General features: G+C 65.6%; 21 protein-coding genes. 7 read left to right on the forward strand and 14 right to left on the reverse strand.

Features of this window, described 5'->3' with window-relative positions; genetic code table 11:
* Positions 1-39 precede the first annotated feature (39 nt).
* The 12 genes from dxr to ACNJYB_RS21740 form a co-directional block, all read right to left on the reverse strand.
* Positions 40-1,263 (reverse strand): 1-deoxy-D-xylulose-5-phosphate reductoisomerase, encoded by a 1,224-nt coding sequence (gene dxr / locus ACNJYB_RS21685; RefSeq protein WP_439368375.1) that lies wholly within the window; start codon positions 1,261-1,263, stop codon positions 40-42.
* 4 nt (positions 1,264-1,267) lie between these two features.
* On the reverse strand, positions 1,268-2,110 hold the full coding sequence (locus tag ACNJYB_RS21690; protein ID WP_439368376.1) for a phosphatidate cytidylyltransferase: 843 nt from the start codon (positions 2,108-2,110) through the stop codon (positions 1,268-1,270).
* A complete protein-coding gene (locus ACNJYB_RS21695) occupies positions 2,107-2,865 on the reverse strand; it encodes an isoprenyl transferase (RefSeq protein WP_439368377.1) in 759 nt (252 codons plus the stop codon). Before ACNJYB_RS21695 ends, ACNJYB_RS21690 begins: the two co-directional genes overlap by 4 nt.
* A gap of 10 nt (positions 2,866-2,875) precedes the next feature.
* Positions 2,876-3,439, reverse strand: a complete 564-nt coding sequence (gene frr / locus ACNJYB_RS21700; RefSeq protein ID WP_057756077.1) for a ribosome recycling factor — start codon at positions 3,437-3,439, stop codon at positions 2,876-2,878.
* A gap of 69 nt (positions 3,440-3,508) precedes the next feature.
* Positions 3,509-4,225, reverse strand: coding sequence for a UMP kinase (gene pyrH, locus ACNJYB_RS21705; RefSeq protein WP_439368378.1), 717 nt, complete (start codon positions 4,223-4,225; stop codon positions 3,509-3,511).
* Positions 4,226-4,285: 60 nt separating this feature from the next.
* A complete protein-coding gene (gene tsf, locus ACNJYB_RS21710) occupies positions 4,286-5,209 on the reverse strand; it encodes a translation elongation factor Ts (protein ID WP_439368379.1) in 924 nt (307 codons plus the stop codon).
* 133 nt (positions 5,210-5,342) lie between these two features.
* A complete protein-coding gene (locus tag ACNJYB_RS21715; RefSeq protein ID WP_439368380.1) occupies positions 5,343-6,338 on the reverse strand; it encodes a 30S ribosomal protein S2 in 996 nt (331 codons plus the stop codon).
* A 211-nt stretch (positions 6,339-6,549) separates the two neighbouring features.
* Positions 6,550-9,087, reverse strand: coding sequence for a caspase family protein (locus ACNJYB_RS21720; protein ID WP_439368382.1), 2,538 nt, complete (start codon positions 9,085-9,087; stop codon positions 6,550-6,552).
* A gap of 195 nt (positions 9,088-9,282) precedes the next feature.
* Positions 9,283-10,023: a carbonic anhydrase gene (locus tag ACNJYB_RS21725; RefSeq protein ID WP_439368383.1), complete on the reverse strand. Its 741-nt coding sequence runs from the start codon at positions 10,021-10,023 to the stop codon at positions 9,283-9,285.
* 59 nt (positions 10,024-10,082) lie between these two features.
* Positions 10,083-10,232, reverse strand: a complete 150-nt coding sequence (locus tag ACNJYB_RS21730; protein WP_439368384.1) for a hypothetical protein — start codon at positions 10,230-10,232, stop codon at positions 10,083-10,085.
* Positions 10,233-10,390: 158 nt separating this feature from the next.
* Positions 10,391-13,894 (reverse strand): DNA polymerase III subunit alpha, encoded by a 3,504-nt coding sequence (dnaE, locus tag ACNJYB_RS21735; RefSeq protein WP_439368385.1) that lies wholly within the window; start codon positions 13,892-13,894, stop codon positions 10,391-10,393.
* A gap of 471 nt (positions 13,895-14,365) precedes the next feature.
* On the reverse strand, positions 14,366-15,085 hold the full coding sequence (locus ACNJYB_RS21740; RefSeq protein ID WP_439368387.1) for an outer membrane protein: 720 nt from the start codon (positions 15,083-15,085) through the stop codon (positions 14,366-14,368).
* A gap of 253 nt (positions 15,086-15,338) precedes the next feature.
* Here ACNJYB_RS21740 and ACNJYB_RS21745 point away from each other — a divergent pair, with 253 nt between their 5' ends.
* From ACNJYB_RS21745 to ACNJYB_RS21755, 3 genes are all read left to right on the forward strand, one after another.
* Positions 15,339-15,647, forward strand: a complete 309-nt coding sequence (locus tag ACNJYB_RS21745; RefSeq protein ID WP_439368388.1) for a DUF3551 domain-containing protein — start codon at positions 15,339-15,341, stop codon at positions 15,645-15,647.
* A 1-nt stretch (position 15,648) separates the two neighbouring features.
* On the forward strand, positions 15,649-15,897 hold the full coding sequence (locus tag ACNJYB_RS21750) for a DUF3551 domain-containing protein (RefSeq protein ID WP_439368389.1): 249 nt from the start codon (positions 15,649-15,651) through the stop codon (positions 15,895-15,897).
* A 157-nt stretch (positions 15,898-16,054) separates the two neighbouring features.
* Positions 16,055-16,405, forward strand: a complete 351-nt coding sequence (locus ACNJYB_RS21755) for a hypothetical protein (protein WP_439368390.1) — start codon at positions 16,055-16,057, stop codon at positions 16,403-16,405.
* Positions 16,406-16,711: 306 nt separating this feature from the next.
* On the opposite strand, the gene ACNJYB_RS21760 is transcribed toward ACNJYB_RS21755, so the two are convergent.
* Together ACNJYB_RS21760 and ACNJYB_RS21765 are read right to left on the reverse strand one after the other, a co-directional pair.
* On the reverse strand, positions 16,712-16,882 hold the full coding sequence (locus ACNJYB_RS21760; protein WP_439368392.1) for a hypothetical protein: 171 nt from the start codon (positions 16,880-16,882) through the stop codon (positions 16,712-16,714).
* A gap of 52 nt (positions 16,883-16,934) precedes the next feature.
* A complete protein-coding gene (locus ACNJYB_RS21765; RefSeq protein ID WP_439375614.1) occupies positions 16,935-17,339 on the reverse strand; it encodes a response regulator in 405 nt (134 codons plus the stop codon).
* Between the two features lie 83 nt (positions 17,340-17,422).
* Here ACNJYB_RS21765 and ACNJYB_RS21770 point away from each other — a divergent pair, with 83 nt between their 5' ends.
* The 4 genes from ACNJYB_RS21770 to ACNJYB_RS21785 all read left to right on the forward strand — a co-directional run bounded on the left by ACNJYB_RS21770 (position 17,423) and on the right by ACNJYB_RS21785 (position 22,792).
* A complete protein-coding gene (locus tag ACNJYB_RS21770; protein WP_439368393.1) occupies positions 17,423-18,427 on the forward strand; it encodes a chemotaxis protein CheB in 1,005 nt (334 codons plus the stop codon).
* A 9-nt stretch (positions 18,428-18,436) separates the two neighbouring features.
* Positions 18,437-18,715, forward strand: coding sequence for a hypothetical protein (locus ACNJYB_RS21775; protein WP_439368394.1), 279 nt, complete (start codon positions 18,437-18,439; stop codon positions 18,713-18,715).
* A 163-nt stretch (positions 18,716-18,878) separates the two neighbouring features.
* On the forward strand, positions 18,879-22,046 hold the full coding sequence (locus ACNJYB_RS21780; RefSeq protein ID WP_439368396.1) for a CheR family methyltransferase: 3,168 nt from the start codon (positions 18,879-18,881) through the stop codon (positions 22,044-22,046).
* A complete protein-coding gene (locus ACNJYB_RS21785) occupies positions 22,043-22,792 on the forward strand; it encodes a Crp/Fnr family transcriptional regulator (protein ID WP_439368397.1) in 750 nt (249 codons plus the stop codon). Before ACNJYB_RS21780 ends, ACNJYB_RS21785 begins: the two co-directional genes overlap by 4 nt.
* Positions 22,793-23,152 lie beyond the last annotated feature (360 nt).

Here is a 23,152-nt window from a genome sequence, read left to right on the forward strand (position 1 = left end):
TTCCCTCATCCAGCGCCGCAAGGCCCTGGCCCCAACCAATTAAGATGCCTTTAAGGCAATTTGAGGCAATAGGGCGGCGGCTCTATTTCGAGCAACATGGTCAACAGAGATTGCATCGTCGGCGGACGTCAGGGGCGCCAGGTTCCCGCCGCGGATCCAATCGTCGAGGGTCGCCTCGACCAGCCGCGCAATCGCGCCGAAGCGGATCTTGCCGGCGATGAAGGCGGCAACGGCGACCTCGTTGGCGGCATTGTAGACCGTGGTGGCCCCCTTCCCGGTCCGGAGCGAATCGTAGGCCAGTCGCAGTCCGGGGAACCGCTCGAAGTCCGGTGCCTCGAAGGTGAGCTGGCCGATCTTCGCGAGGTCCAGCTTGGCCGCCGGGCCCTTGATGCGATCGGGCCAGCCGAGGCAATGGGCGATGGGCGTGCGCATGTCGGGCGCGCCGAGCTGCGCCATGACTGAACGGTCGGAGAATTCGACCATGCCGTGGATGATCGACTGCGGATGCACGAGGACGTCGATCTCGTCGGGCGAGAGTGCGAACAGATAGGAAGCCTCGATCACCTCGAGCCCCTTGTTCATCATCGAGGCGGAATCGATCGTGATCTTCTGGCCCATGCTCCAGTTCGGGTGCTTGAGCGCCTGCTCGAGGGTCGCCTGCTCGATGTCAGCCGGCTTCCAGGTCCGGAACGGGCCGCCCGATGCGGTGATGATGACGCAAACCAGCTCGTCGCGATTGCCCGATGCCAGTGCCTGAAACAAAGCGTTATGCTCGGAATCGGCCGGCAGGATGCAGGCGCCCGCCTTCGCCGCGCGCTGCATGAAGAAATCGCCGGCGCAGACGAGGCATTCCTTGTTGGCGAGAGCGACATGCGCGCCGCGATCGACGGCGGCGAGAGCCGGCTTCAGCCCGGCGGCGCCACTGACGGCCGCCATCACCCAGTCCGCGGGACGCGCGCCGGCCTCGATCACCGCGCTTTCGCCGGCGCCGCATTCGGTGCTCGTTCCCGCCAGTAGAGCCTTGAGCTCGCCGAGCTTGGAGCTGTCCGCGATCGCCACGAAGCGCGCGTTGAATTCCTTCGCGAGCTTGGCCAGCGCTTCGACATTGCCGTTCGCCGTCAAGGCCTCGACGCGGTAGCGCTCGGGAGAGGCGCGCAGCAGATCCATCGTGCTGTCGCCGATCGAGCCGGTGGCACCGAGGACTGTGACGCTGCGAATGTCGGACGCAGCAAGCCTGTTATTACGCAAGGGGACGGCGCTCATATCCTCACCAAACCATAAGACCGCTTCCGGCGCTATGCACACCGTGACGGAGAAAGCCGATAAACCAGGCCGCCAGGATGGCGGCAACAAAGCCGTCCAGACGGTCCATAAGCCCGCCATGGCCAGGAATTAAGTGACTGGAATCCTTGACGCCGAACCGCCGCTTCACCGCGGATTCGAAGAGATCGCCGAGCTGCGATACCACCGAGAGCACGGCGCTGACGAGCAGCAGCGGGATCGCCTTGCCGACCCCGCAGGCTGCAAAGCCGGCGGCAACTGCAAGACTCGCGGCAAAGCCGCCGACGGCTCCGGCCCAGGTCTTCTTCGGGCTCACCCGCGGCCACAGCTTCGGCCCGCCCATGCCGCGGCCAGCGAAATAGCCGCCGATATCGGTCGCCCACACCACCAGCAGCACGAACATCAGCGCTGAGAAGCCGTTGACGAGATCCTTCCGGACCAGGATCGAGGCCAGCAGCGCCGCCGATGCATAGGCGAAGCCGGTGGCTGCCCATAGGAACTTTCCCCGCGCGATCAGCGTCACGATCGCACCGCCGACGAGGCCAGTGACGACGGAGGTCTTGAGCGCGCCGGCGGCAACGCACAAGCCCATCGTGGCAATGACGATGGTCCCTGCCCCCGTCAGTGCGGCGGAGCCGGCACCGACCACGATCAACCATTCCGCGAACAGGCCGATCGAGACCAGCGTGACGAGAAGCGCCCACAGCCAGCCGCCGGCATAAGCGATGGCAATGGTGAGCGGCGCCAGCACCAGCGCTGCGAGGACCCGCATCACCAGATTGCTCGGGGCAGGCTTTGCGCCCGCCGGTGCGGTGTCGGATTCGCTCACGAGGCGGTTTTCGCGACCAAACCGCCGAAACGGCGCTCGCGCCTGGCGAATTCGGCGATCGCGCTTTCCAGCGCCGCCTTGTCGAAATCGGGCCAGTGGATCGGCACGAAGACGAGCTCGCTATAGGCGGCCTGCCACATCAGGAAATTCGACAGGCGCTGCTCGCCGCTGGTGCGGATGATGAGATCGGGATCGGGGATCTCGGGCGCATCGAGATGCGCCCCAAGCGTCTCGGCGTCGATCGTGGCAGGGTCGCGCTTGCCTTCGGCGACTTCGCGCGCCAGCTTCTGCGCCGCCTTCGCGATCTCCTGCCGCGAGCCGTAGTTGAAGGCGACGACGAGCGTGAGGCGCGTGTTGTCGCGCGTCAGCTCCTCGGCCTCGTTGAGCAGCGCACAGATGTCGCTTTCAAGCCCGTCCCGCTCGCCGATGATGCGAACCTTGACGCCGTCGCGATGCAGGCTCGCCAGATCGTTGCGGATGAAGCGGCGGAGCAGACCGAAGAGATCACCGATCTCGCTCGCCGGACGCGACCAGTTCTCCGATGAGAACGAGAAGATGGTGAGATAGCGGATGCCGAGCTCGTGCGAAGCGCGCACCACGCGGCGCAGGGCCTCGACACCGCGGCGATGCCCTTCTGCTCGCGGCAGGCCACGCGCGGCCGCCCAACGCCCGTTGCCATCCATGATGATGGCGACATGCGCGGGCGCCCCGGACCGGTCGGGTCCTTCCGTAGCGGGCGCGGCGGCGTTGGACATGGAGGCAGCCTTAAACGGTCAGGATTTCTTTTTCCTTGGCGGCCAGCAGCTGGTCGATCTCCGCGATGGTGCCGTCGGTCGCCTTCTGCACCTCGTCGGCGTGACGCTTCTGGTCGTCCTCCGACATCTCGTGATTCTTCTCGAGCTTCTTGAGCACGTCGAGACCGTCGCGGCGGACGTGGCGCGCGGCGACCTTGGCGGCTTCGGCGTATTTGTGCGCGACCTTCACCAGCTCCTTGCGACGTTCCTCGTTGAGCTCCGGAATGCGCAGGCGCAGCACCTGGCCTTCGGTCGCGGGGGACAGGCCGAGATTGGAGTCGACGATCGCCTTCTCCACCGCCTTGACCATCGACTTGTCCCAGACCTGCACCGAGATCAGGCGCGGCTCGGGCACGCTGACGGTGGCGAGCTGATTGAGCGGCATGTGACTGCCATAAGCGTCGACCTGCACCGGATCGAGCATCGAGGCCGAGGCGCGGCCCGTGCGCAGGCCGCCAAGCTCGTGCTTGAGCGAGGCGACGGCGCCCTGCATGCGGCGCTTCACTTCGTTGAGGTCGAAATTACCCGTGGCCATCAGTTTGCTCCTTCAAAATCCCGGCGACCTCACCTCGCCCCTTCCCTCGAGGGCGCGGCAGATGAGCCGTCAGCCGGCGACGATGGTTCCGTGACCGACGCCACGCAGAATCGCACCGATCGAGCCCGGCTCAGCGATCGAGAACACGATGATAGGCAGCGATGTCTCGCGGGCAAGCGCGAAGGCGGTTGCATCCATCACCTTGTAGCCGCCCTCGATCGCCTGCGCATGCGTCAGCCGGTCGAACCGCGTGGCGCTCGGATCCTTCTTCGGGTCGGCCGAGTAGACGCCGTCGACATTGGTCGCCTTCAGGACCGCCTCCGCGCCGATCTCGGCGGCACGCAGTACCGCCGTGGTGTCGGTCGTGAAGAACGGATTGCCGGTTCCGCCGCCGAGCAGCACGATTCGGCCTTCGGCGAGGTATTTGTGCGCCGCAGTACGGGTGAACAGCTCGGAAATCTCGGGCATGACGAAGGCCGACAGCGTGCGCGCCGGCGTGCCCTTCCGCTCGATCGCCCCTTCCAGCGCGAGGCAGTTCATCATGGTGGCGAGCATGCCCATGGTGTCGCCGGTGGTGCGCGAGACCCCCCTTGAGGAGACCTCGACGCCGCGGACCATGTTGCCGCCGCCGATCACGACCGCAACCTCGGTGCCGAGCTTGCGGGCGGCGATCAGATCGTCCGCAACCCGGTCGACGGTCGGCTGATCGATGCCAAACCCCTGCTGTCCCGCGAGATACTCGCCGGACAGCTTGATCACGACGCGACGATAGACCGGATCAGTCATGAGCACTTTCCTTGTCCGGGCGCCGCTTCCGGCGGCACGCCGGAAGGAACGTTCCGGCGCTTACTTCTTGCCGCTGGCCGCAGCGACCTCGGCTGCGAAGTCGCTTTCCTGCTTCTCGATTCCCTCACCGAGAGCATAGCGCACAAAACCGGCGATCTTCACTGCGCCGCCGACCCTGCCCTCGGCTTCCTTCACCGCCTGCGCCACCGACTTGCCGGTGTCGTGGATGAAGGCCTGCTCGAGCAGGCAGACTTCCTTGTAGTAGGTCTTCAGGCCGGACTCGACGATCTTCTCGATCACGTTCTCGGGCTTGCCCTGCTGGCGATATTTGTCGGCGAGCACGTCCTTCTCGCGCTTGACGACCGCCGGATCGAGGCCGGACGGATTGAGCGCCAGCGGGTTGGCGGCGGCGACATGCATCGCGATCTGGCGGCCGAGGGCGGCGAGCTCGTCGGCCTTGCCCGGCGATTCCAGCGCCACGATCACGCCCATCTTGCCGGCGCCGTCGATCACGGCACCGTGGACGTAGTGCGACACCACGCCCTGCTTCACTTCGAGGGCGGCGGCGCGGCGCAGCGTCATGTTCTCGCCGATGGTGGCGATCGCGTCATTGATGGCGGCTTCGATCGTGACGTCGCCGACCTTGGCGGCCTTGATCTTCTCGACGTCGGCGCCGACGTCGAACGCGACCTGCGCGATCATCTTGACGAGGCCCTGGAACTGGCCGTTGCGCGCGACGAAGTCGGTCTCGGAGTTGACCTCGACCACGACGCCCTTGGTCCCCTTGGTGAGCGCGCCGATCAGGCCCTCGGCCGCGACGCGGCCTGACTTCTTCGCAGCCTTCGACAGGCCCTTCTTGCGCAGCCAGTCCTGCGCCGCTTCCATGTCGCCATTGGTCTCGGTGAGCGCGGCCTTGCAGTCCATCATGCCCGCGCCCGTCGATTCGCGCAGGTCCTTGACCATCGCAGCTGTGATCGTTGCCATCGTTGAAAATCCTTTGTGCCTGCCGGTTTGCCGCGGCGTGGCATCAAATCGCCCCGCCGCGGTCCATCTCAGGAATTCGCGTCAACTGAAATGGTGGCCGGATCCCGTCCGGCCAACCCATCGCTCTTTTTGACTATTCCGCTTCCGCGGTCAGCGCCTTGGCCTTGGCCACCCAGGCATCCGCGCGGCTGGGCAGACCGACTTCTTCGCCGATCGTGTGCGCGGTGTCGTGGTCGAGCTCGGCGAGCTGCCAGTAGTGGAAGATACCGAGATCGTTGAACTTCTTCTCGATCGCACCCGACACGCCCGGGAGCTTCTTGAGGTCGTCGGCGGTGCCGCGGGGGCCTGCAAGGCCCTGGAAACCGCTCGACGAGGGCGCCGGCAGCTCTTCGGCGACCGGCTGGGCCGAGGCGCCGATGTCGATGCCCGAATCGCCCTGGGCGCGCGAGATGCCATCGATCGCCGCACGCGCGATGAGATCGCAGTACAGCGAAATGGCGCGGCCGGCGTCGTCATTGCCGGGGACCACATAGGTGATGCCCTTCGGGTCCGAATTGGTGTCGACGATCGCGGCGACCGGGATGTTGAGGCGCTGGGCCTCTTGGATCGCGATGTCTTCCTTGTTGGTGTCGATCACGAAGATCAGGTCGGGCAGACCGCCCATGTCCTTGATGCCGCCGAGCGAGCGGTCGAGCTTGTCGCGCTCGCGCTGAAGCGTCAGGCGCTCCTTCTTCGTGTAGGAATTGGCTTCGCCGCCCGAGAGCACGTCGTCGAGGTGACGCAGGCGCTTGATCGAGGCCGAGATCGTCTTCCAGTTGGTCAGCGTACCGCCGAGCCAGCGCGAATTGACGAAATACTGCGCGCAGCGCTTGGCAGCATCGGCAACGCCGTCCTGCGCCTGGCGCTTGGTGCCGACGAACAGGATGCGGCCGCCCTTGGCCACCGTATCGCTGACGGCCTGAAGGGCCTGGTGCAGCATCGGCACGGTCTGGGCGAGGTCGACGATGTGGATGTTGTTACGGGTACCGAAAATGAACGGAGCCATTTTCGGATTCCAGCGGTGAGACTGGTGACCAAAGTGCACGCCAGCTTCGAGCAGCTGACGCATAGTGAAATCGGGCAGTGCCATCGTTCTAGTTCTCCGGTTGGTTCCTCCGGAAACGTGTGAGCAAAACGGAGCGTTCACGCCCCGGTTGCCACCGGACGGCCTTGTGAGCCATGTTTCCGTGTGAGATGGCGCGCTCTATAGCGCAATTTCGGCCAGAAGCAAGGAAATAAGGGTCTTTCGGGGGCGGTTTTCGCCCGCGAAGACCCCTACTCCGTCAATACCGCCCTGCCATCTAGCATTTTTGCTGATTGGGCGCGCACTTCTTTGCCGGAGGCGCGGCCGCCGGGCGTGGCGGAGGGGCGGCCGAATGCGGTGGGGCCACGGCCACCCGGGGCGGCGGCGGTGGTGGTGGAGCCGGCCGGGCCACCGGAGGCTGCGCGGGACGGGCTGCAGCAACCGGCGGCGGAGCCGGTCGCGGCGGCGAAGGCGCAGCTATCCTCGGCGGCGGCGGCGCAGCGCCCCGGGGCGGCGGCGCGGATACATGCGGCGGAGGCGGCGGTGTGGGCCGCGCCACGGCATGGGGCTGCGGCGGCGGTGTGACCGGTCTCGCCGCCTGCGGCGGAGCGGCCGATGGCCGATTCTGCGGCCTGATCGGCTCATGCGCAGCCGGGGGTGGCGGCGCAACCGGCCTTCCGGCCGCGGGCGGAGGCGCGCCGAGAGACTCGCGGGTTGCGGATTTGGCGCGATCCGCTGGCCCGGCCCCCGGCGGGGTCTGTGCCACCGGCGGCTTCGGCGGCTGGCCGGGCGCGGCAGGCGGGCTTGTCGTGGTGGGCGCAGCCGTCGCAGAACCGGCAGCATTTGGCGCACCGGGATGGGCAGGCAGCGTGGTCGCGCCGGGAGCCGCAGCCGTCGGGGTCCCCGGATGAGCCGGCGGCGCACCGGGTGCAGTCGCGGTCGGCGCGGCCCTCCCGTTCGGCACCGGGCCAGCCCCCGCCGGCGGTGCAGGCGGAGCGCCATGGGCCCCTGGCACCGGCAATGTGTTGGCCGCCGGCAGCCTGGTCTGTGGTGCAGCGTTCGGGGCCGCACCTGGTGCGGCGGCGCCCGGCAAGGCGTTTGGCGTGACGTTCGCCGACGCCGCCGGCGGCGCCCCGGGCCTCGCGTTTGGCGCGACGTTCGCCGGCGTCGCCAGCGGCGCCCCGGGCCTCGCCGTTGGCTGGACCGTCGCGCTCGGCGGCAACGGCGCCTTGCCCTGCTGGATCAGGGCAGCACGCTGCATCACCGCCTGCGGCACGGCGGGCGCCACCGGATTGGCGCGGCCGGCAACCGCCGGTGCCAGGTTGGCCGGTCCCACGCCGGCTCCCGCGGCAGGCGCCGGTGCCGGCGCCTGGTTGATCACGGTGTTGATGACCGTGGTGTTATGGATGTTGTTGAAGATGATGTTGTTCGGCGGCGGCGCGACATAGACCGGCGGCCTTACGAACACCGGGATCGGCACGAACACCGGCTGCGGCAGCACGAATAGGCCGACCACGGGCAGCGGCGGCGGCAGCACGACGAAATCCGGCGGCGGCGGCGGCAGATAGTAGACCGGCGGCGGCGGTGGCGGTGCGAAGCCGAAATCGGGGTCGCTGAAATACAGCACCGGGCGATCGACATAGACCACCTCCTCCGGCGCCGGCGGCGGCACGTCGTACTCGATCATCGCAAAGCTCGGCGGCGGCTCGACCGGCGCGGTGAGGATCGCAAGCCGGCGCCGCGCATCGCCCGCGTGCGGGCCGCGCGGATAGCGGCGTAGATACGACCAATAGGCCTCCGGCGTGTCGGTCCGGTACGTGCGTCGCCAGGTGATCGCCTCGCGGCGCGCCGCGGCGATCACCGTCACGCGCTTGGACATCGGATCGTTCGGATAGGCCGCGAGAAATTCCTCATACGCCGGCAGCGTGTCGCGCGAGAGCGCAGCGGCATAGGCATCCTGCGCACCGAGATCGCGGATCGGCTTGCTCCGGATCGCGGCGACCTGGTCCGGCGCCGTCTCCGGCGGCGGCGCGTCGGGCCCGCGCTCGAAGAAGGAGAACGGCGCCGATATCTTCTGCTCGTTCCAGGGCACCTGCGCGCCCTTGCTGGCCTCGTTGACGCGCAGGCGGACGCGGTCGAACACGTCAGCCAACGACAATCCGCCGGTGCGGATCATCTCCGCCAGCGACTGCGCATAAATGCCGTACGGCCCCGGCTCCTCCGGCGCGACCGTGCCTGGCGCGGCGTTGAAGGCGATCAGCATGTTCGGATCGGGTTCGACCAGCGCCAGTCCGCTCGCGATCGGCTGCCCGCCCTCGATGAAGGGCTGCGCGCGGGCCGCATCGAGCACGACGATGTTGGCCTTGAGCGGAATCGCCGCAAGCTGGCGCGCGTAATCGCTGATGCGCAGTGCTTCGGTCGGAATGTCGGTGTCGCGGGTGATGTTGGAATCGACCGGGATGAAATAGTTCTCGCCGGCGAGCTGCAAGCCGTAGCCGGCCAGATAGACCATCGCGACCGTGCCGGGGCCCGAAGCCTGCGCCTTCTGGACGAAATCGCGAAAACTCTTGCGCAGCGTGTCGCCGTCGAGATCGCGGGCGCCGACGACGTCGAAGCCCGCTGCCTGCAGCGTCTGCGCGATCAGGCCGGCATCGTTCGCAGTCGTCGCCAGCGGCGATTTGGCATAGGCCCCGTTGCCGACCACAAGCGCGATGCGCTTTTCCTGCTGCTGCGCGCGTACTGGCCCCGGTCCGCCAGCGGCAAGGACCACCATCGGCAGAAGAAGGCAGATGAAGACTTTGAGCGTCCCACGCATGGCTTGTGCCCGCTTATGTTGTTGAGTTGGCCACCGCACATCAGGAGCGCGGCCGGCTGAATGGCGCTTGAACGAAAGGCTTGCGTCACGAAAGGCTTGGATTGAGGCGGTGACATGGCGTGCGCCGACAACAGCCTGTTGCGTCAGTTCCGCATCAGCCTCGCGACCATAAGACGGCAGGAGCACCCCGCTCGCTCAGCCCTGCGCAATCAGATCCACCGTTCCGGTCGTGAGGCGATAGATGCCGCCGAGAACCTTGAGCTTGCCCTGCTCAGCAGCTGCATTGAGGATCGGCGCGGCCGATTTCAGCTTGGCGACGGTGTCGATCACGTTCTGGCGGATCGCGTTGTTCAGCACGTCCCCGCCCTGCTGCATTGCAGCCTTGGCGGCAGGCGCGAGCGCATCAACCAGCGAGGGAATGTGTCCCGGCGGGGACGTATTGTCGTTGATCGCCTTCAGCGTCGCATCAATCGCGCCGCAGGCATCATGGCCAAGCACGAGGATCAGCGGTGTGTTCAGCACCGCCACCGCATATTCCATGCTCGCGATGGTCTCGGTCCCGGCAAAGTTTCCGGCGACGCGACAGACGAAAAGGTCGCCGCGGCCGGTGTCGAACGCATATTCCGGCGCGATGCGGGAATCGGCGCAGCTCAGCACGGCTGCGAACGGGTTCTGCCCGCCGGCCAGCGCCTCGCGCTCGTGCTTGAAATCGTGGCGCCGCGCCACACCGTCGACGTAGCGCGCATTCCCCTCCATCAGCCGCTTCAACGAAGCGTCTGGTGACAGCACGTTCTGTGGCTTGGGCGGCGCCTTGGTCTCCTTCGCGAAAGCTTTTCCGGCAAAAGCCAGGCCGATCGCGGAGACGGTGACGTGGACAAGCGATCTCCGCGAAGGACCAACGTGGACGCCGCGACCATTAGCGCAATTCTCGCACATGCCTTGCTCCTCCCCATCGCGCCGCCCTCGTTGATGGAGCGGCAATCGTGCCACGCATCTTACTCCACAGCCTGCAACTCCGCGAGCTTCGTTCGCGCGGTCGCCTCGTCCAGCGCGACGAGCTCGGCGGGCCCGGGATTGGCCTCGCCGGCCGTCGCGACGGAAACCACCGCAACCCCGGCCAGCCCGCCAAGCACCGCCCCGCCCATAGCGGCGTCGTGCCTCGCACTGCTCTTGATGAGGTAGAAAACGCCCCATCGCAGCAGCGCACACCCCAGCCCATTCCCCGGAGCATGCTACCCATAATCAGCGCAAGGTTGCAACCGATCGATTATGACACTTTGCCTACAACGAGGGGCGAATGCAGCTACAGCTGCTGCACGTCCACCACGCCGGCGACCGCCTTGATCGCGCCGGCGATCTGCGGCGAAACCTTGAAGCGACCGGGCAGCTTCATCTCCACCTCGGTCTCGAGGTCGAGCATCATCACCAGCGTGACCTCGCCGTCGCCGTTGGAGCGCGGCGCAATCCCGGGACTGCCGACCTTTGGCGCGGCGCCGTTCGCGGCGGCGGCATCGGGTCCGTCAAGACGCTTCTTGATCGAGTCCAGCGGCTTGGTATCGCGCAGGAAGATGCGCAGGCCCTTCTGCGTCTTGGCTGCGGCATCGTCGAGCGGCTCGGCATGCAGCACGCGGGCGCGCACGTCTTCGCCCTGGAGCTCCGCGCCGAGCTGGAGCAGCACGGCGGCGCCGGGCTCCAGCACGTCGCGATATTGCGCGAGCCCTTCCGAGAACAGCACCGCCTCGAAATGGCCCGTGGGATCGGAAAGTCCCATGATGCCCATCTTGTTGCCGGTCTTGGTACGCCGCTCCATGCGCGAGACCACCGTAGCCGCGACCTTGCCGGCGGTGGCGCCGGTCTTCACCGCGCGCGAGAACTCGGCCCAGCTCTGCACCCGCAGCCGCTTCAGGACGGTGGCGTAATCGTCGAGCGGATGTCCCGACAGGAAGAAGCCGATCGCGTCGTACTCGCGACGCAGCCGCTCGGCCGGCAGCCAGGGCTCGATCTGCGGCAGCATGATGGTCGGCGCGTCCGCCGACATGCCGAACATGTCGTTCTGGCCGATCGTCTCGGCCTGATGCGCGCGCTGGCAGGCGGCCATGATCGAGTCCGCCCCGGCGAAGACGCGGGCGCGGTTCGGCTCCAGCGTGTCGAAGGCGCCGGCGGCAGCCAGGCTTTCGATGATGCGCTTGTTGATCGCACGCGGATTGACGCGCGCGGCGAAGTCGGCGAGCGAGGTGAACACTCCCCGCTTCGTGCGCTCCTCGATGATCTGCTCGATCGCCTGGATACCGACGCCCTTGAGCGCTGCAAGCGCGTAGTAGATGACCTTGTCGCCGACCTCGAAGGTCGCACCGGAGCGGTTGATGTTCGGCGGCTCGACCCTGATGCCGAGGCGCTGCGCCTCGGAGCGGAATTCGGAGAGCTTGTCCGTGTTGTTGAGATCGAGCGTCATCGACGCCGCGATGAACTCCACCGGATAATGCGCTTTCATGTAGGCGGTGTGGTAGGACACCAGCGCATAGGCCGCCGCGTGGCTCTTGTTGAAGCCGTAGTCGGCGAATTTTGCCAGCAATTCGAAGATGGTCTCGGCCTGCCCTTTGGGCACGCCGTTCTTCACCGCCCCCGCGACGAAGATGTCGCGCTGCTTGTCCATCTCGGCGCGGATCTTCTTGCCCATGGCGCGGCGCAAGAGGTCGGCGTCGCCGAGCGAATAGCCCGACATCACCTGCGCGATCTGCATCACCTGTTCCTGGTAGATGATGACGCCGAAGGTCTCCTTCAGGATCGGCTCCAGAACGGGATGCAGATATTCCGGCTCCTCGTCGCCGTGCTTGCGCGCGCAATAGGTCGGGATGTTGGCCATCGGGCCCGGGCGATAGAGCGCGACCAGCGCGATGATGTCCTCGAAACGGTCGGGACGCATGTCGACCAGCGCGCGCCGCATGCCCGCACTTTCAACCTGGAACACGCCGACCACCTCGCCGCGCGCCAGCATCTGGTAGCTTTCGGCATCGTCGATCGGCAGCGTCGCGAGATCGACATGGATGCCGCGCGGCTTGAGCAGTTTGCACGCGACATCGAGCACGGTCAGCGTCTTCAGGCCGAGGAAGTCGAATTTGACGAGGCCCGCCGGCTCGACCCACTTCATGTTGAACTGGGTCACCGGCATATCCGATTTCGGATCGCGGTACATCGGCACGAGCTCGCTCAAGGGGCGATCGCCGATCACGATGCCGGCCGCGTGGGTCGAAGCGTGGCGGGTCAGGCCTTCGAGACGCTGCGCGATGTCGAAGGCACGAGCCACCACCGGGTCCTCGTCGCGGAACGCCTGAAGTTTCGGCTCGCTCTCGATCGCCGCCGCAAGCGTGACGGGCGCGGCCGGATTCTGCGGCACCAGCTTCGTCAGCTTGTCGACCTGGCCGTAGGGCATCTGCAGCACGCGGCCGACGTCGCGCAGCACGCCGCGCGCCTGCAGCGTACCGAAGGTGATGATCTGGGCGACCTGGTCGCGGCCGTAGCGCTCCTGCACGTACTTGATCACCTCGCCACGGCGGTCCTGGCAGAAGTCGATGTCGAAGTCCGGCATCGAGACGCGTTCCGGGTTGAGGAAGCGCTCGAACAGCAGGCCGAACTTGATCGGATCGAGGTCGGTGATGGTCAGCGCCCACGCGACCAGCGAGCCTGCACCGGAGCCACGGCCCGGTCCGACCGGAATGCCGTGCGCCTTGGCCCATTTGATGAAGTCGGACACGATCAGGAAGTAGCCCGCGTACTTCATGCGCGTGATGACGTCGAGCTCGAACGCCAGGCGCTTGTTGTAGTCTTCCTCCGTCGCGCCCTGCGACAGGCCGTGCACGCGCAGACGGTTGGCTAGCCCCTCCTCCGCCTGCCGCTTCAACTCGGCGGCCTCGACCGCGGCGGCGTCCGAGCTCGCCGCGGCGCCGACGGTGAAGAACGGCAGGATCGGCTTGCGCGTCATTGGGCGGAACGAGCAGCGCTCGGCGATCTCGATCGTCGAGGCCAGCGCCTCCGGAATGTCGGCGAACAGCACCGCCATCTCGGCGCGAGTCTTGAAGCGATGATCGGGCGTGAGCTGCACGCGATCGGTCTCGGCGATCAACCGGCCGCCAGCGATGCAGAGCAGCGCGTCATGCGCCTCGTAGTCGTCGGTCGAGGCGAAATACGGCTCGTTGGTGGCAACCAGCGGCAGGCCCTGCGCATAGGCGATGTCGATCAGGCCGCTTTCGACGCGCCGCTCCCTGTCGATGTTGTGGCGCTGCAATTCGACGTAGAGGCGATCGCCGAACAGATTGGCGAGCCGCTCGCAGCGCGCCGCCGCGAGTTCGGCCAGACCGCCGGACAGCGCCAGCGAGATCGGTCCGTCCGGACCGCCCGTCAGCGCGATCAGACCCTCGGTCTCGCCGTCCAACCAGTCGAACTTGATGAACGGCGCATGGCTGTCGGGCGATTCCAGGAAGGCGCGCGAGTTCAGCCGCATCAGGCTGCGATAGCCGCGCTCCTGGGCGGCGAGCAGCACCACGCGCGACGGAGCCATCGCATTGCGCGCGTTGGGATCCTGGTCGCCGAAATCGACCGCAAGCTCGCAGCCGACGATCGGCTGGATCCCGGAGCCCGCCATCTTGTCGGAGAACTCGAGCGCCCCGAACAGATTGTCGGTGTCGGTCAGCGCCAGCGCCGGCTGATGGTCTTTCTTCGCAAGCTCGGCGAGCTTGGCGATCTTGATCGAGCCCTTGAGCAGCGAATAGGCCGAGTGAACGTGAAGGTGGACAAATCCGGCGCTCGGCATGGTCGCGTGACGGCCTCTTGCAGATGGGAGGGAGCGGTCGCCGCTCCTCGAGGCATCATGCACTCGCGCGGCCGACTCGCATCACAATGGTGGGGTCTCGCGCCGCCAGAGTCCACGCCGGAGCGGCCGCTTCGCCGCGTCGTCCCGCTTTTCCCCAAGGGCACCTTCGAAGAGGAGCACCGGTTTACGAAACCGCCGGGCTAGAGCTGCGGTATGACCTGGGCCCAGATCGCGATCATACCGACGAACAGCGTGATGGACGCCAGTGCAGCCGCCTCTTCCACGAAGATCCTGAACATGGTCTCGCTCCCTTGCTAGAACGTATGAAGAACATTGTTCTCATTTCGTTCACGGAGTCAAGCCTGGCCAGTGACCTCGCAACACAATGGTTAACTAAATGAATTTACACAATAAAAAGCCCCGACGCAAAGGCCGGGGCTTTTGATGAGGGCTCGCAAGGAGCGATCGGTATCAGTAACGGCCGACGAGCGGGCCGCCGAACTTGTAGTTCAGGCGGACGAGACCCATGTCGACGTCCTGGCGGATGCGCTCGGTGCCGCCCAGACCAGCAAAGGTGACATCCTTGTCCGACAGGAAGATGTGGTTGTACTCGACGCCAACCGACCAGTTCGGCGCGAAGCCGTACTCGAGGCCGGCACCGACCGTACCGCCCCAGCGGGTGTCGCTGGTCGAGGCGAGCAGCCCGCCGCCGAGATTGTAGATCTCGTACTTGTCGCTGACCACAGCCGCACCGCCCTTCACGTAGATGAGGACGTTGTTCCAGGCGTAACCGACCTGGCCGGTGATCAGGCCGAACGCATCGATCTTGGTGCGGTTGCGAGTGGCGAACAGCGCGCTGAGATTGTCGCCGGAGAAGTCGGCCCAGTTGCCCTGGCCTTCCACGCCGAACACCCACTGGCCCGACTGCCAGCGATAGCCGATCTGGCCACCGACGGTCCCGCCGGTCGCATCATGCGAGCCTTCGCGACCAACGCCGACGATATCCCAGGTCGCATGCGACGAACCGCCGCCGCCGTTGATGCCGATGTAGAAGCCGCTCCAGTCGTAGATCGCGGCCACCATCGCCGGCGCCTTGGTGTACGGCCGAGCCGCGAGATCGGCAGCCAGCGCCGGTGCAGCTGCGCTGAGCGCGACGAGGCTCACAGCGGCAAGCAACAAATTCTTCTTCATTTCAATCCCATTCCACTTTCGTCGTTAGGCCCCCTGGCCGTGGCGTCGTCATAACAGCGATCGACGGAATTGCTGTAACCGCGACGCAACAGTTCACGCCAAAGCCCCGCCCTTCGTTAATGAAGATTTATCGGAGCGCCGGAAACCCTTTGAAACAAGTGTTTTCGAGAGTTCCAATGTCGGCGAGACCAGATAAACTGCACGCGCGCGTAATATCGTCGCGCGCACGATCGTGTGATTGGAGAATAGAGAAATGCGCGGGCGAATCGCCCTTCCCATTGTCGCCACACTTTCGCTCGCAATCGCCACATTCGCGCTCGCGCTGGATGCAAGCACGCCCGCACGCGCATTTGGTACGCGTCACGCGTTCTGCCTCACGGGTGATGAATGGCCGGGGCTGAGCAATTGCAGGTTCGACACTTACGCTCAGTGTCAGGCAGGCGCATCGGGCCGCGCGCTGACCTGCATCGCCAATCCCTATTTCGGCGGACAGAGTGATGATCCCTACGCCTATCAGAATCGTCCGCGCACGCTGGCGCCCGGCACCTTGTTGTCGCGCTGAGATGCGCCGCGTCTGGCTTGCACTCGTTGCGACCGGCTCCCTCTTCGTGAGCGCGCAGGCGCGCGCACAGACCTATGATCCCACCTATCCGGTCTGCATGCAGATCTACGGCCAGGTGGGTTATTTCGATTGCCGCTACACCTCGCTCGCGCAATGCAGGTTTCTTGCCCTCGGGCGCTCGGCGAGTTGCGTTGCGAACCCGTATTTTTCGCAGCAGAGAGCCGCTCCGCGGTCGAAGCGCTCCGGCTGATTGGTGGCAGACGCAAATGCGCGCTCGTGGAGGGATGCAGTTGCGTTCGAGGATGAAGGTCCTGACGACGGCGGACGCCGCCGCCGACAAGGAGGCCGGAGCATCACCGCTGCGATCCGGCAAATACGAGGTTTAGCGCGGCAGCATCGACGCCGACATGGTCAAGGCCATCCTGGCCTCCCGCTTCCTGCATGTCCGCGAAACCACGACCACGCCCGACAAGACGGACATGACCACGTTCGACGTCGACCTGACGGGCCTCGCGCCGGGCCTGGACGCAGCTCAAGTCATCCTGCGCCTTGTCGGCGCTCAATCCCGTCAGCCCCTGGCCCGCCACGGTGCCGAGCGCCAGCGCAACGCCTCCGGCTGCTGCGGCGCAGTAAGGGCAGCCCGCGCCGGAACGCCAAGCCGGCCCATCGCTCAGAAAGCGGCTGGCGATTCACATAGCCTAATGCGTTCCGCGCCGCAAAACTTCAAAATCCTGTCCGGGATGAGGGCAACACGATGACGATGGATCGCATCGAACGGGCATTCATCGCGACAGCGATGCTGGGTTTCCTGGTGATGCTGGTGGCGATCATATGGATGATGGTGAGCTGACGGGCTACTGCTTGCGACAAGCCTTGTTGCAGGCCCTATCTCGGGATCGCCCTTTGCCTTGCCATGGCTATGTGGCCGACCTGGAGCCGTCTGCTCTAAGCATGATCCGGACCCGAAGGGCCGCGTTAGCGCAAAGTGTGAAGCGGTTTTCCGGTAGGATCTTGCTCCAAGAACAACCTGAAGCGCGATGACGTTTCATCAATCTCATTGCGCTTCAGGCCGGATCGCCCTCCCCGCGAACCGGTTCGACCGCGAGCAGTTCATCGCGGACGCGCTGCGCCCGTGCGATGTGATCGCTGTCGCGCAGTATCTTGAGGGCATCGCGAACCAGACCGCGCGAATAGGACAGGAGCTGCGCGTCGCCCGCGCGGGGGGTGTAGATCATTCGAACCTCATTTGGATCATGAGCGGGTTGCGCAATGGCGCAACGCTGCGCCTTACGTCTTCGGCTTCTCGATCAACCCGGCCAGGCTGCGGACCATCGCTGCGATGTCGATCGGCTTTTCCAACAGCACCACATCGTGAAATTCCGGAGCAATGCTGACCTTGTCGTAGCCCGTCGTGAATACGAATGGCACCTGGCGCGCCCTGAGCTCCTGCGCAATCGGGAAAACCATTTCGCTGCGAATGTTCACGTCGAGCACTGCGCCGTCGAGAACACCGCCGTCTTTGATGATCGGGAGCGCATCGTCGAGCTCGCCGACCGGGCCGGCAATTTCCGCGCCCGCCGACCGCAGCGCCCGGCTGATGTCGTCGGCGAGGAAATACTCATCCTCGACGACGAGGATACGACGTCCGGACAAGAGAGCGCGCCCACGCGACAACGTTGGCGATAGCGCCATGTCTCCTCCAGCACCCAGCAACGGATAGGAACATAGGCCGCAAGGCCGTCTTGATGCAAACGAAGCATTGAATGGCGGGTTCCATGAGCAACCGCGACATCATTGTCGTCGGCGGTTCCTCCGGAGCCACGGCGCCGCTGAAACGGATCCTGGCAGATCTGCATCCGGATGTTCCGGCTGCCGTCTTCATCGTCCTCCACCTTCCCGCGCAGGGCATCGGCATTCTGTCCACTGTCGCCGCGGGCGTCGGCAGGCTCCCCGTGCACCAGGCCCAAGACGGCATGAAGTTCGAGCGCGGCCACGTTTATCTCGGCGCCCCCGACCATCATTTGCTGCTGTCAGGCGATCATATTCGCCTCGGGCGCGGCCCGCGCGAGAACATGGTGCGGCCGGCGATCGACCCGCTGTTCCGCTCGGCTGCCCTGCATCACGGTCCCCGCGTGATCGGAGTGGTGCTGAGTGGATTGCTTTCGGATGGGGCTGCCGGCCTCAACGCGATCAAGCGGTGCGGCGGAATGACGATCGTGCAGGACCCGCTGGAAGCGATCGCAGCGGAGATGCCGCAGCGCGCACTGGAGGCAGCCACCGCCGACCTCTGCGTCCCCGCCGCGCGGCTCGGCGACGTCCTGTCTGAGCTTGCCCGGGAACCGCCCGGGGCCACGCTTCCAATCGCGCCGGATATCCGCCTGGAGGTCGAGATTGCCGCGGGGGAGAGAATTGGCACCGCAACGCTGGCCAACATTGCCGATCCCGCCGCGGTGACCTGTCCCAGCTGCGGCGGGGTTCTTTCCCAGGTGAAGGAGGCCCGTCCGATGCGATTTCGCTGTCAGGTCGGCCACGCCTTTACCGCGGATGCCCTCGCCAAGGAGCAGGAAGGGCAAGTGGATGAAGCGCTGCGGGTCGCTCTCCGGATCATCGAGGAGCGGGCCGAGCTGGTGCATCGCATGGCCGAAGACGGCCGCCGCAGCGGCAGGCCGGCCGTGGCCGAAATGTACGCGCGGCGCGCGGCCGAGTATCGCGAATATGCCGACATGATCCGGCGCGTCGTGCTACAATCGCTCGATCCTCCGATCCAGCGAAGCAAGTGAAAGGCCGATATGGCGGTATCCCTTGCACAGCGCACGCAGCAGCTTCACGACGAGCGGCGCCTTCTGGAGAAGGCCAACCTCGATATCGAGGAAGGCTGGCAGCGCATCCACAGGCAGGAAGATCGGGTGCGGGACCTGCAGGCTGGCGGATATGACTGCCGGCAGGCGGAACGGCTGGTGGAGTTGCTGAAGCAGACCCTGGTGGAATGGGAACGGCACCGCACCCTCATCATTCAGAGGGTGGATTATCTCCAACAGGAGCTGAATCCGGTGCCACCGCTCGCTTAGCGCAAGCCCTGGTCCGCGCCACGATGCAGAGGCCTACGCCTCCCGGATCAGGGCTCGGCCAAGGCCGAACGTTTTCCGCTTTTAGCTGTTGGGATGATGTCGATTTCTGCTATTTGCAGAGACTGGAATCCGTCGGCCCAAGGCAATCAGAGTAGCGGCAACCATGGACGAAGTCGACACGACGGCGGGGGAGCCGGAGCCTCAGGCCAAGGCCCCGCTGATCATTGGCGTCGGAGCGTCGGCCGGCGCAATCGACAGTATCGAGCGGTTCTTCGCCAAGCTGACATTGGCCGACGACCAGGCGATCGTCCTCGTTCTTCAGAATGCCGAGGTGCTCGATAAGGCACGGCTGCGCAAAATCGTCCAGCGCGCCGACGGCGCGCGTCTCGCCGACATCCGCGATGCGATGGCGGTCGAAGGCGGCGCGATCTATCTCAGCCCGGCGGCCATGATCACGACGATCCAGGACGGGCGCTTTGCGGTACGAAAAGCCGAACAGGGCCCGGGAGAGCGGGCCACGATCGACAGCTTCCTGGTTTCGCTCGCCGAGGAGCGTGCCGAGCAGTCGATCGGCGTTCTCTTGAGCGGGACCGGCGGCGACGGCACGCTCGGCGCAGCCACGCTGAAGGACCATGGCGGGCTTGCGATTGCCGAAAGGCTCGCCAGCGAGGAGTCCGACCACCTGGTCGACAGCAACAGGCCCGCGGCGATCGCGGACTACGTCCTGCCGCCCGAGGACATCCCGGAGCACATCCAGGTCTATGCCCGCCATCTCCGAAGGCTGGAGGAGAAGCAAGGCTTCGACGAGGTCCTGGCCGCGGCGGCGAGCTCGCTGTCGCGCATCGCCGACATCCTGCGCAACAAGACCGGCAACGATTTCCACGGCTACAAGCAGAACACCTTCCTGCGCCGCGTGCAGCGGCGCATGCAGGTCGTGCAGCTGGACGAGATCACCGCCTATGTCGACTTCCTGCGCAACGACAAGGATGAGGCCCAGCATCTCTTCAACGACCTCCTGATCGGCGTCACCGAGTTCTTCCGCGACAAGCGCGAGTTCGAGGTGCTGGAGACGCAGATCATCCCGAAGATCTTCGAAGGCAAGACAAACGGCCAGCAGGTTCGCGTCTGGGTGCTGGGCTGCGCCACCGGCGAGGAGGCCTATTCGATCGGCATCCTGCTGCGCGAGCACGTGGCCACTCTCGATTCCGCGCCGCAGGTGCAGATCTTCGCGACCGACATCGACGGCCGGGCGCTCGCAACTGCCCGCGTCGGGCGCTACCGCACCAACATCGAGCAGGACATGTCTCCCGAGCGCCTGGCGCGCTGGTTCGTGCGCGAGGGCGACACCTATTGCGTGGTGAAGGAATTGCGGGAGATGTGCATCTTCTCCCAGCACAACGTGATCAAGGATGCCCCGTTCTCCAAGCTCGATCTCGTCTCCTGCCGCAACCTGCTGATCTATCTCAACGCGGAGCTTCAGAACCGGGTGATCCCGCTGTTCCATTTCGCGCTGCTGCCCGAGCGCTTCCTGTTCCTGGGCAATTCCGAGAACGTGACGCGGCATCCGAAGCTGTTCGCGCCGGTCGATCGTCGCGCCCGGATCTTCAAGAAGCTCGATACCGGCACGCGGCTTCCGCCGGAATTTCCGATCTCGGCCTCGGCAGGGCGTGCGCCGGTCGAGGTGCCGCCGGTCCGCTCGTTCGGGCCGGATGTGGGCCTCGAACGCCGCGCCCAGCGCATCGCCGAGCGCTACGCGCCGGCCTATGTGATCACCGACGACAATTTCCAGATCCTGCATTTCTCCGGCCGCACCGGACGCTACATCGAGCCGACGGCCGGCGCCGCCTCGCTCGATCTGCTCCAGCTGGTGCATCGCGATCTCAGGCTGGAGCTGCGCACCGCGCTCTCCCGCGCCTCGGAAACCAACGAATCTGCCCTTGCCGAGCACGTCCAGCTCGGCGTCAGCGGCCATCGCGTTCTCGTCGACATCACCGTGGAGCCGATCCAGGATGGCGCCGGCGACCATCGTAATTTCGTCGTCTTGTTCAAGGATGGACCGGCGCCCGTCGCCGACGCTCCCGAGAACAATCCGGGCGTGCTGGTGCGGACCGAGCATGTCGAACGTCTCGAAGGCGAATTGCGGGCGACCCGCGAGCGCCTCCAGGCAACGATCGAGGAGCTCGAAAGCACCAACGAGGAGCTGAAATCCTCGAACGAGGAATATCAGTCGCTCAACGAGGAGCTGCAGTCCGCCAATGAGGAGCTGGAGACCTCGCGCGAGGAGCTGCAATCGGTCAACGAGGAATTGACCACCGTCAATGGCGAGCTGGCACACCGGGTTCAGGAGCTGACCCGCGCCACCAGCGACCTCAAGAATTTCCTCGAAAGCACGCAGATTGCGACCGTCTTCCTCGACAACGATCTCCGCGTGATGAATTTCACTCCCGCGATCACGCACATCCTGCATCTGGTCGAGACCGACGTCGGCCGCCCGATCGCCCACATCAAGGCGCGCATTCCGATCGAGGAGCTCTACGAGGACGTGCGCCGCGTGCTGCGCACGCTTGCCAGCGCCGAACGCGAGCTGACCGCGCCCGACAGCGGCACGCGCTACATCGTCCGCATCCTGCCCTATCGCAGCATCGACAATTTCATCGCCGGCGTGGTGATCACCTTCATCGACGTCACCGCGATCACCCGCGCAGAGGAGCGGCAGCGCCTTCTCCTCGCCGAGCTTCAGCACCGCGTTCGCAATACGCTGGGTGTGGTGCGGTCGATCGCGCGCCGCTCCGCGGAGACGAGCTCCACGGTCGAGGAATATGCCGCCCATCTCGACGGGCGCCTCAATGCCTTCGCGCGCACCCAGGCGCTGGTGACACGGGATCCGGAGGGCGGCGTCGATCTCGAATATCTGGTGATCGAGGAGCTGCTGGCCTATAATGCCCACGAGGGCGAGCAGGTGCGCGCGTCCGGGCCAGCGGTGCGTTTCCAGCCGAAGGCTGCAGAGACCTTTGCGCTCGCAATCCACGAGCTTGCGACCAACGCACTCAAATACGGCGCGTTGAGTCAGCCCGGCGGGCGGCTCGAAATCTCGTGGCGTATCGACGGGGCGGTCGCGCCTCCGCAACTGCTGTTCGAATGGCGTGAACGGAGCGGTCCGGCGGTGACACCACCGCCGCGCAAGGGGTTTGGCACCGAGCTTCTGGAGCGCACCCTTGCGTTCGAGTTGAAGGGGCAGACGACCATGTCGTTCAACGCGTCCGGCCTCATGTGCCTGATCGCGATCCCTCTGACCAGGCGCACCTTCCATACGCCGTCGCTGGAGGGATGATGCGCTCTCACGGGGCCGATGGCGGTGTGGCGCAAGCGGTTCTCCGCCGCTTCAACGCCTTGCGCCGGCTGTCCGACGAGGACGCCGCTGCACTGGAGCGTGCCATTGTCGAAGGTTTGTTGCGTGCCGGGCCGGGCGAGGACCTGATCACCGAAAGCGATCCCGTCGACAGCGTCTGCATTGTCCTCTCGGGCTGGCTGCTTCGCCACAAGACGCTGGAGGATGGGCGCCGGCAGATCGTCAATTTCATCCTGCCGGGCGAGACCGGCGACGCCCACGCTTATCTCCTGTCCGCCATCGACCATTCGATCACGACGGCGACGCCAGTTGCTTATGCCGAGATCAAGCGCGCGCGCTTCGAACAGCTGATGGCGGCCCACCGCACGCTGGCCGAAGCCTTCATGTGCGAGACGCTGCTGAACAGCGCGATCCAGCGTGAATGGATCGTCAACCTCGGACGGCGGGCGGCCTTCGAGCGCGTGGCTCATCTGTTCTGCGAAATCTTCGAACGGCTGCGGCCCGTTGGCCTGGTCGACGGCAATTCCTGCGCCCTTCCGGTGACGCAAACGGATCTCGCGGATGCGACCGGCCTCTCGGTGGTTCATCTCAATCGCACGATCCAGGAATTGCGCGCCTCCGGTTTGATCGTCCTGAAGGACCGGACCTTGACGATCGGTGATCTCGAAGCGCTCAAGAACGCGGCAATGTACTCGCCCAACTATCTCAGGCTCTACCGGACGAAGTGAACGATCTCCGGGGTTGAAGCGTCGATGCGACCGCCCAGGATGTTCCCGGATGTTTTCAGAAAGCAGCACTGCCCGACCCTGTTGGATCGAATGTCGCACGGCCCTTGCATTTATTGCGAAAGGAACGAGTGTGCTGCCATTAGCTTTTGTTAAAGCGGATGCATCGGGGAGCTTCTCATGATGAGGCGGATGCGAGGCGCTGACGCCTTCGGGGGAACAGTGCCGCTCATGGAGGACGGAGCGCTCGATCCGCTCGCCATGGACACACGCGCACAGCTTGTGGCGGGGCGGCAGCGATCGGGCCAACAACGCGCGACGTGAAAAGTCGTGGTGCGAACCGCTGGCGAACGGCTGGCGTTG

The sequence above is a fragment of the Bradyrhizobium sp. SMVTL-02 genome (genome assembly GCF_051853005.1).
In the GTDB taxonomy this organism is placed as follows: Bacteria; Pseudomonadota; Alphaproteobacteria; order Rhizobiales; family Xanthobacteraceae; genus Bradyrhizobium.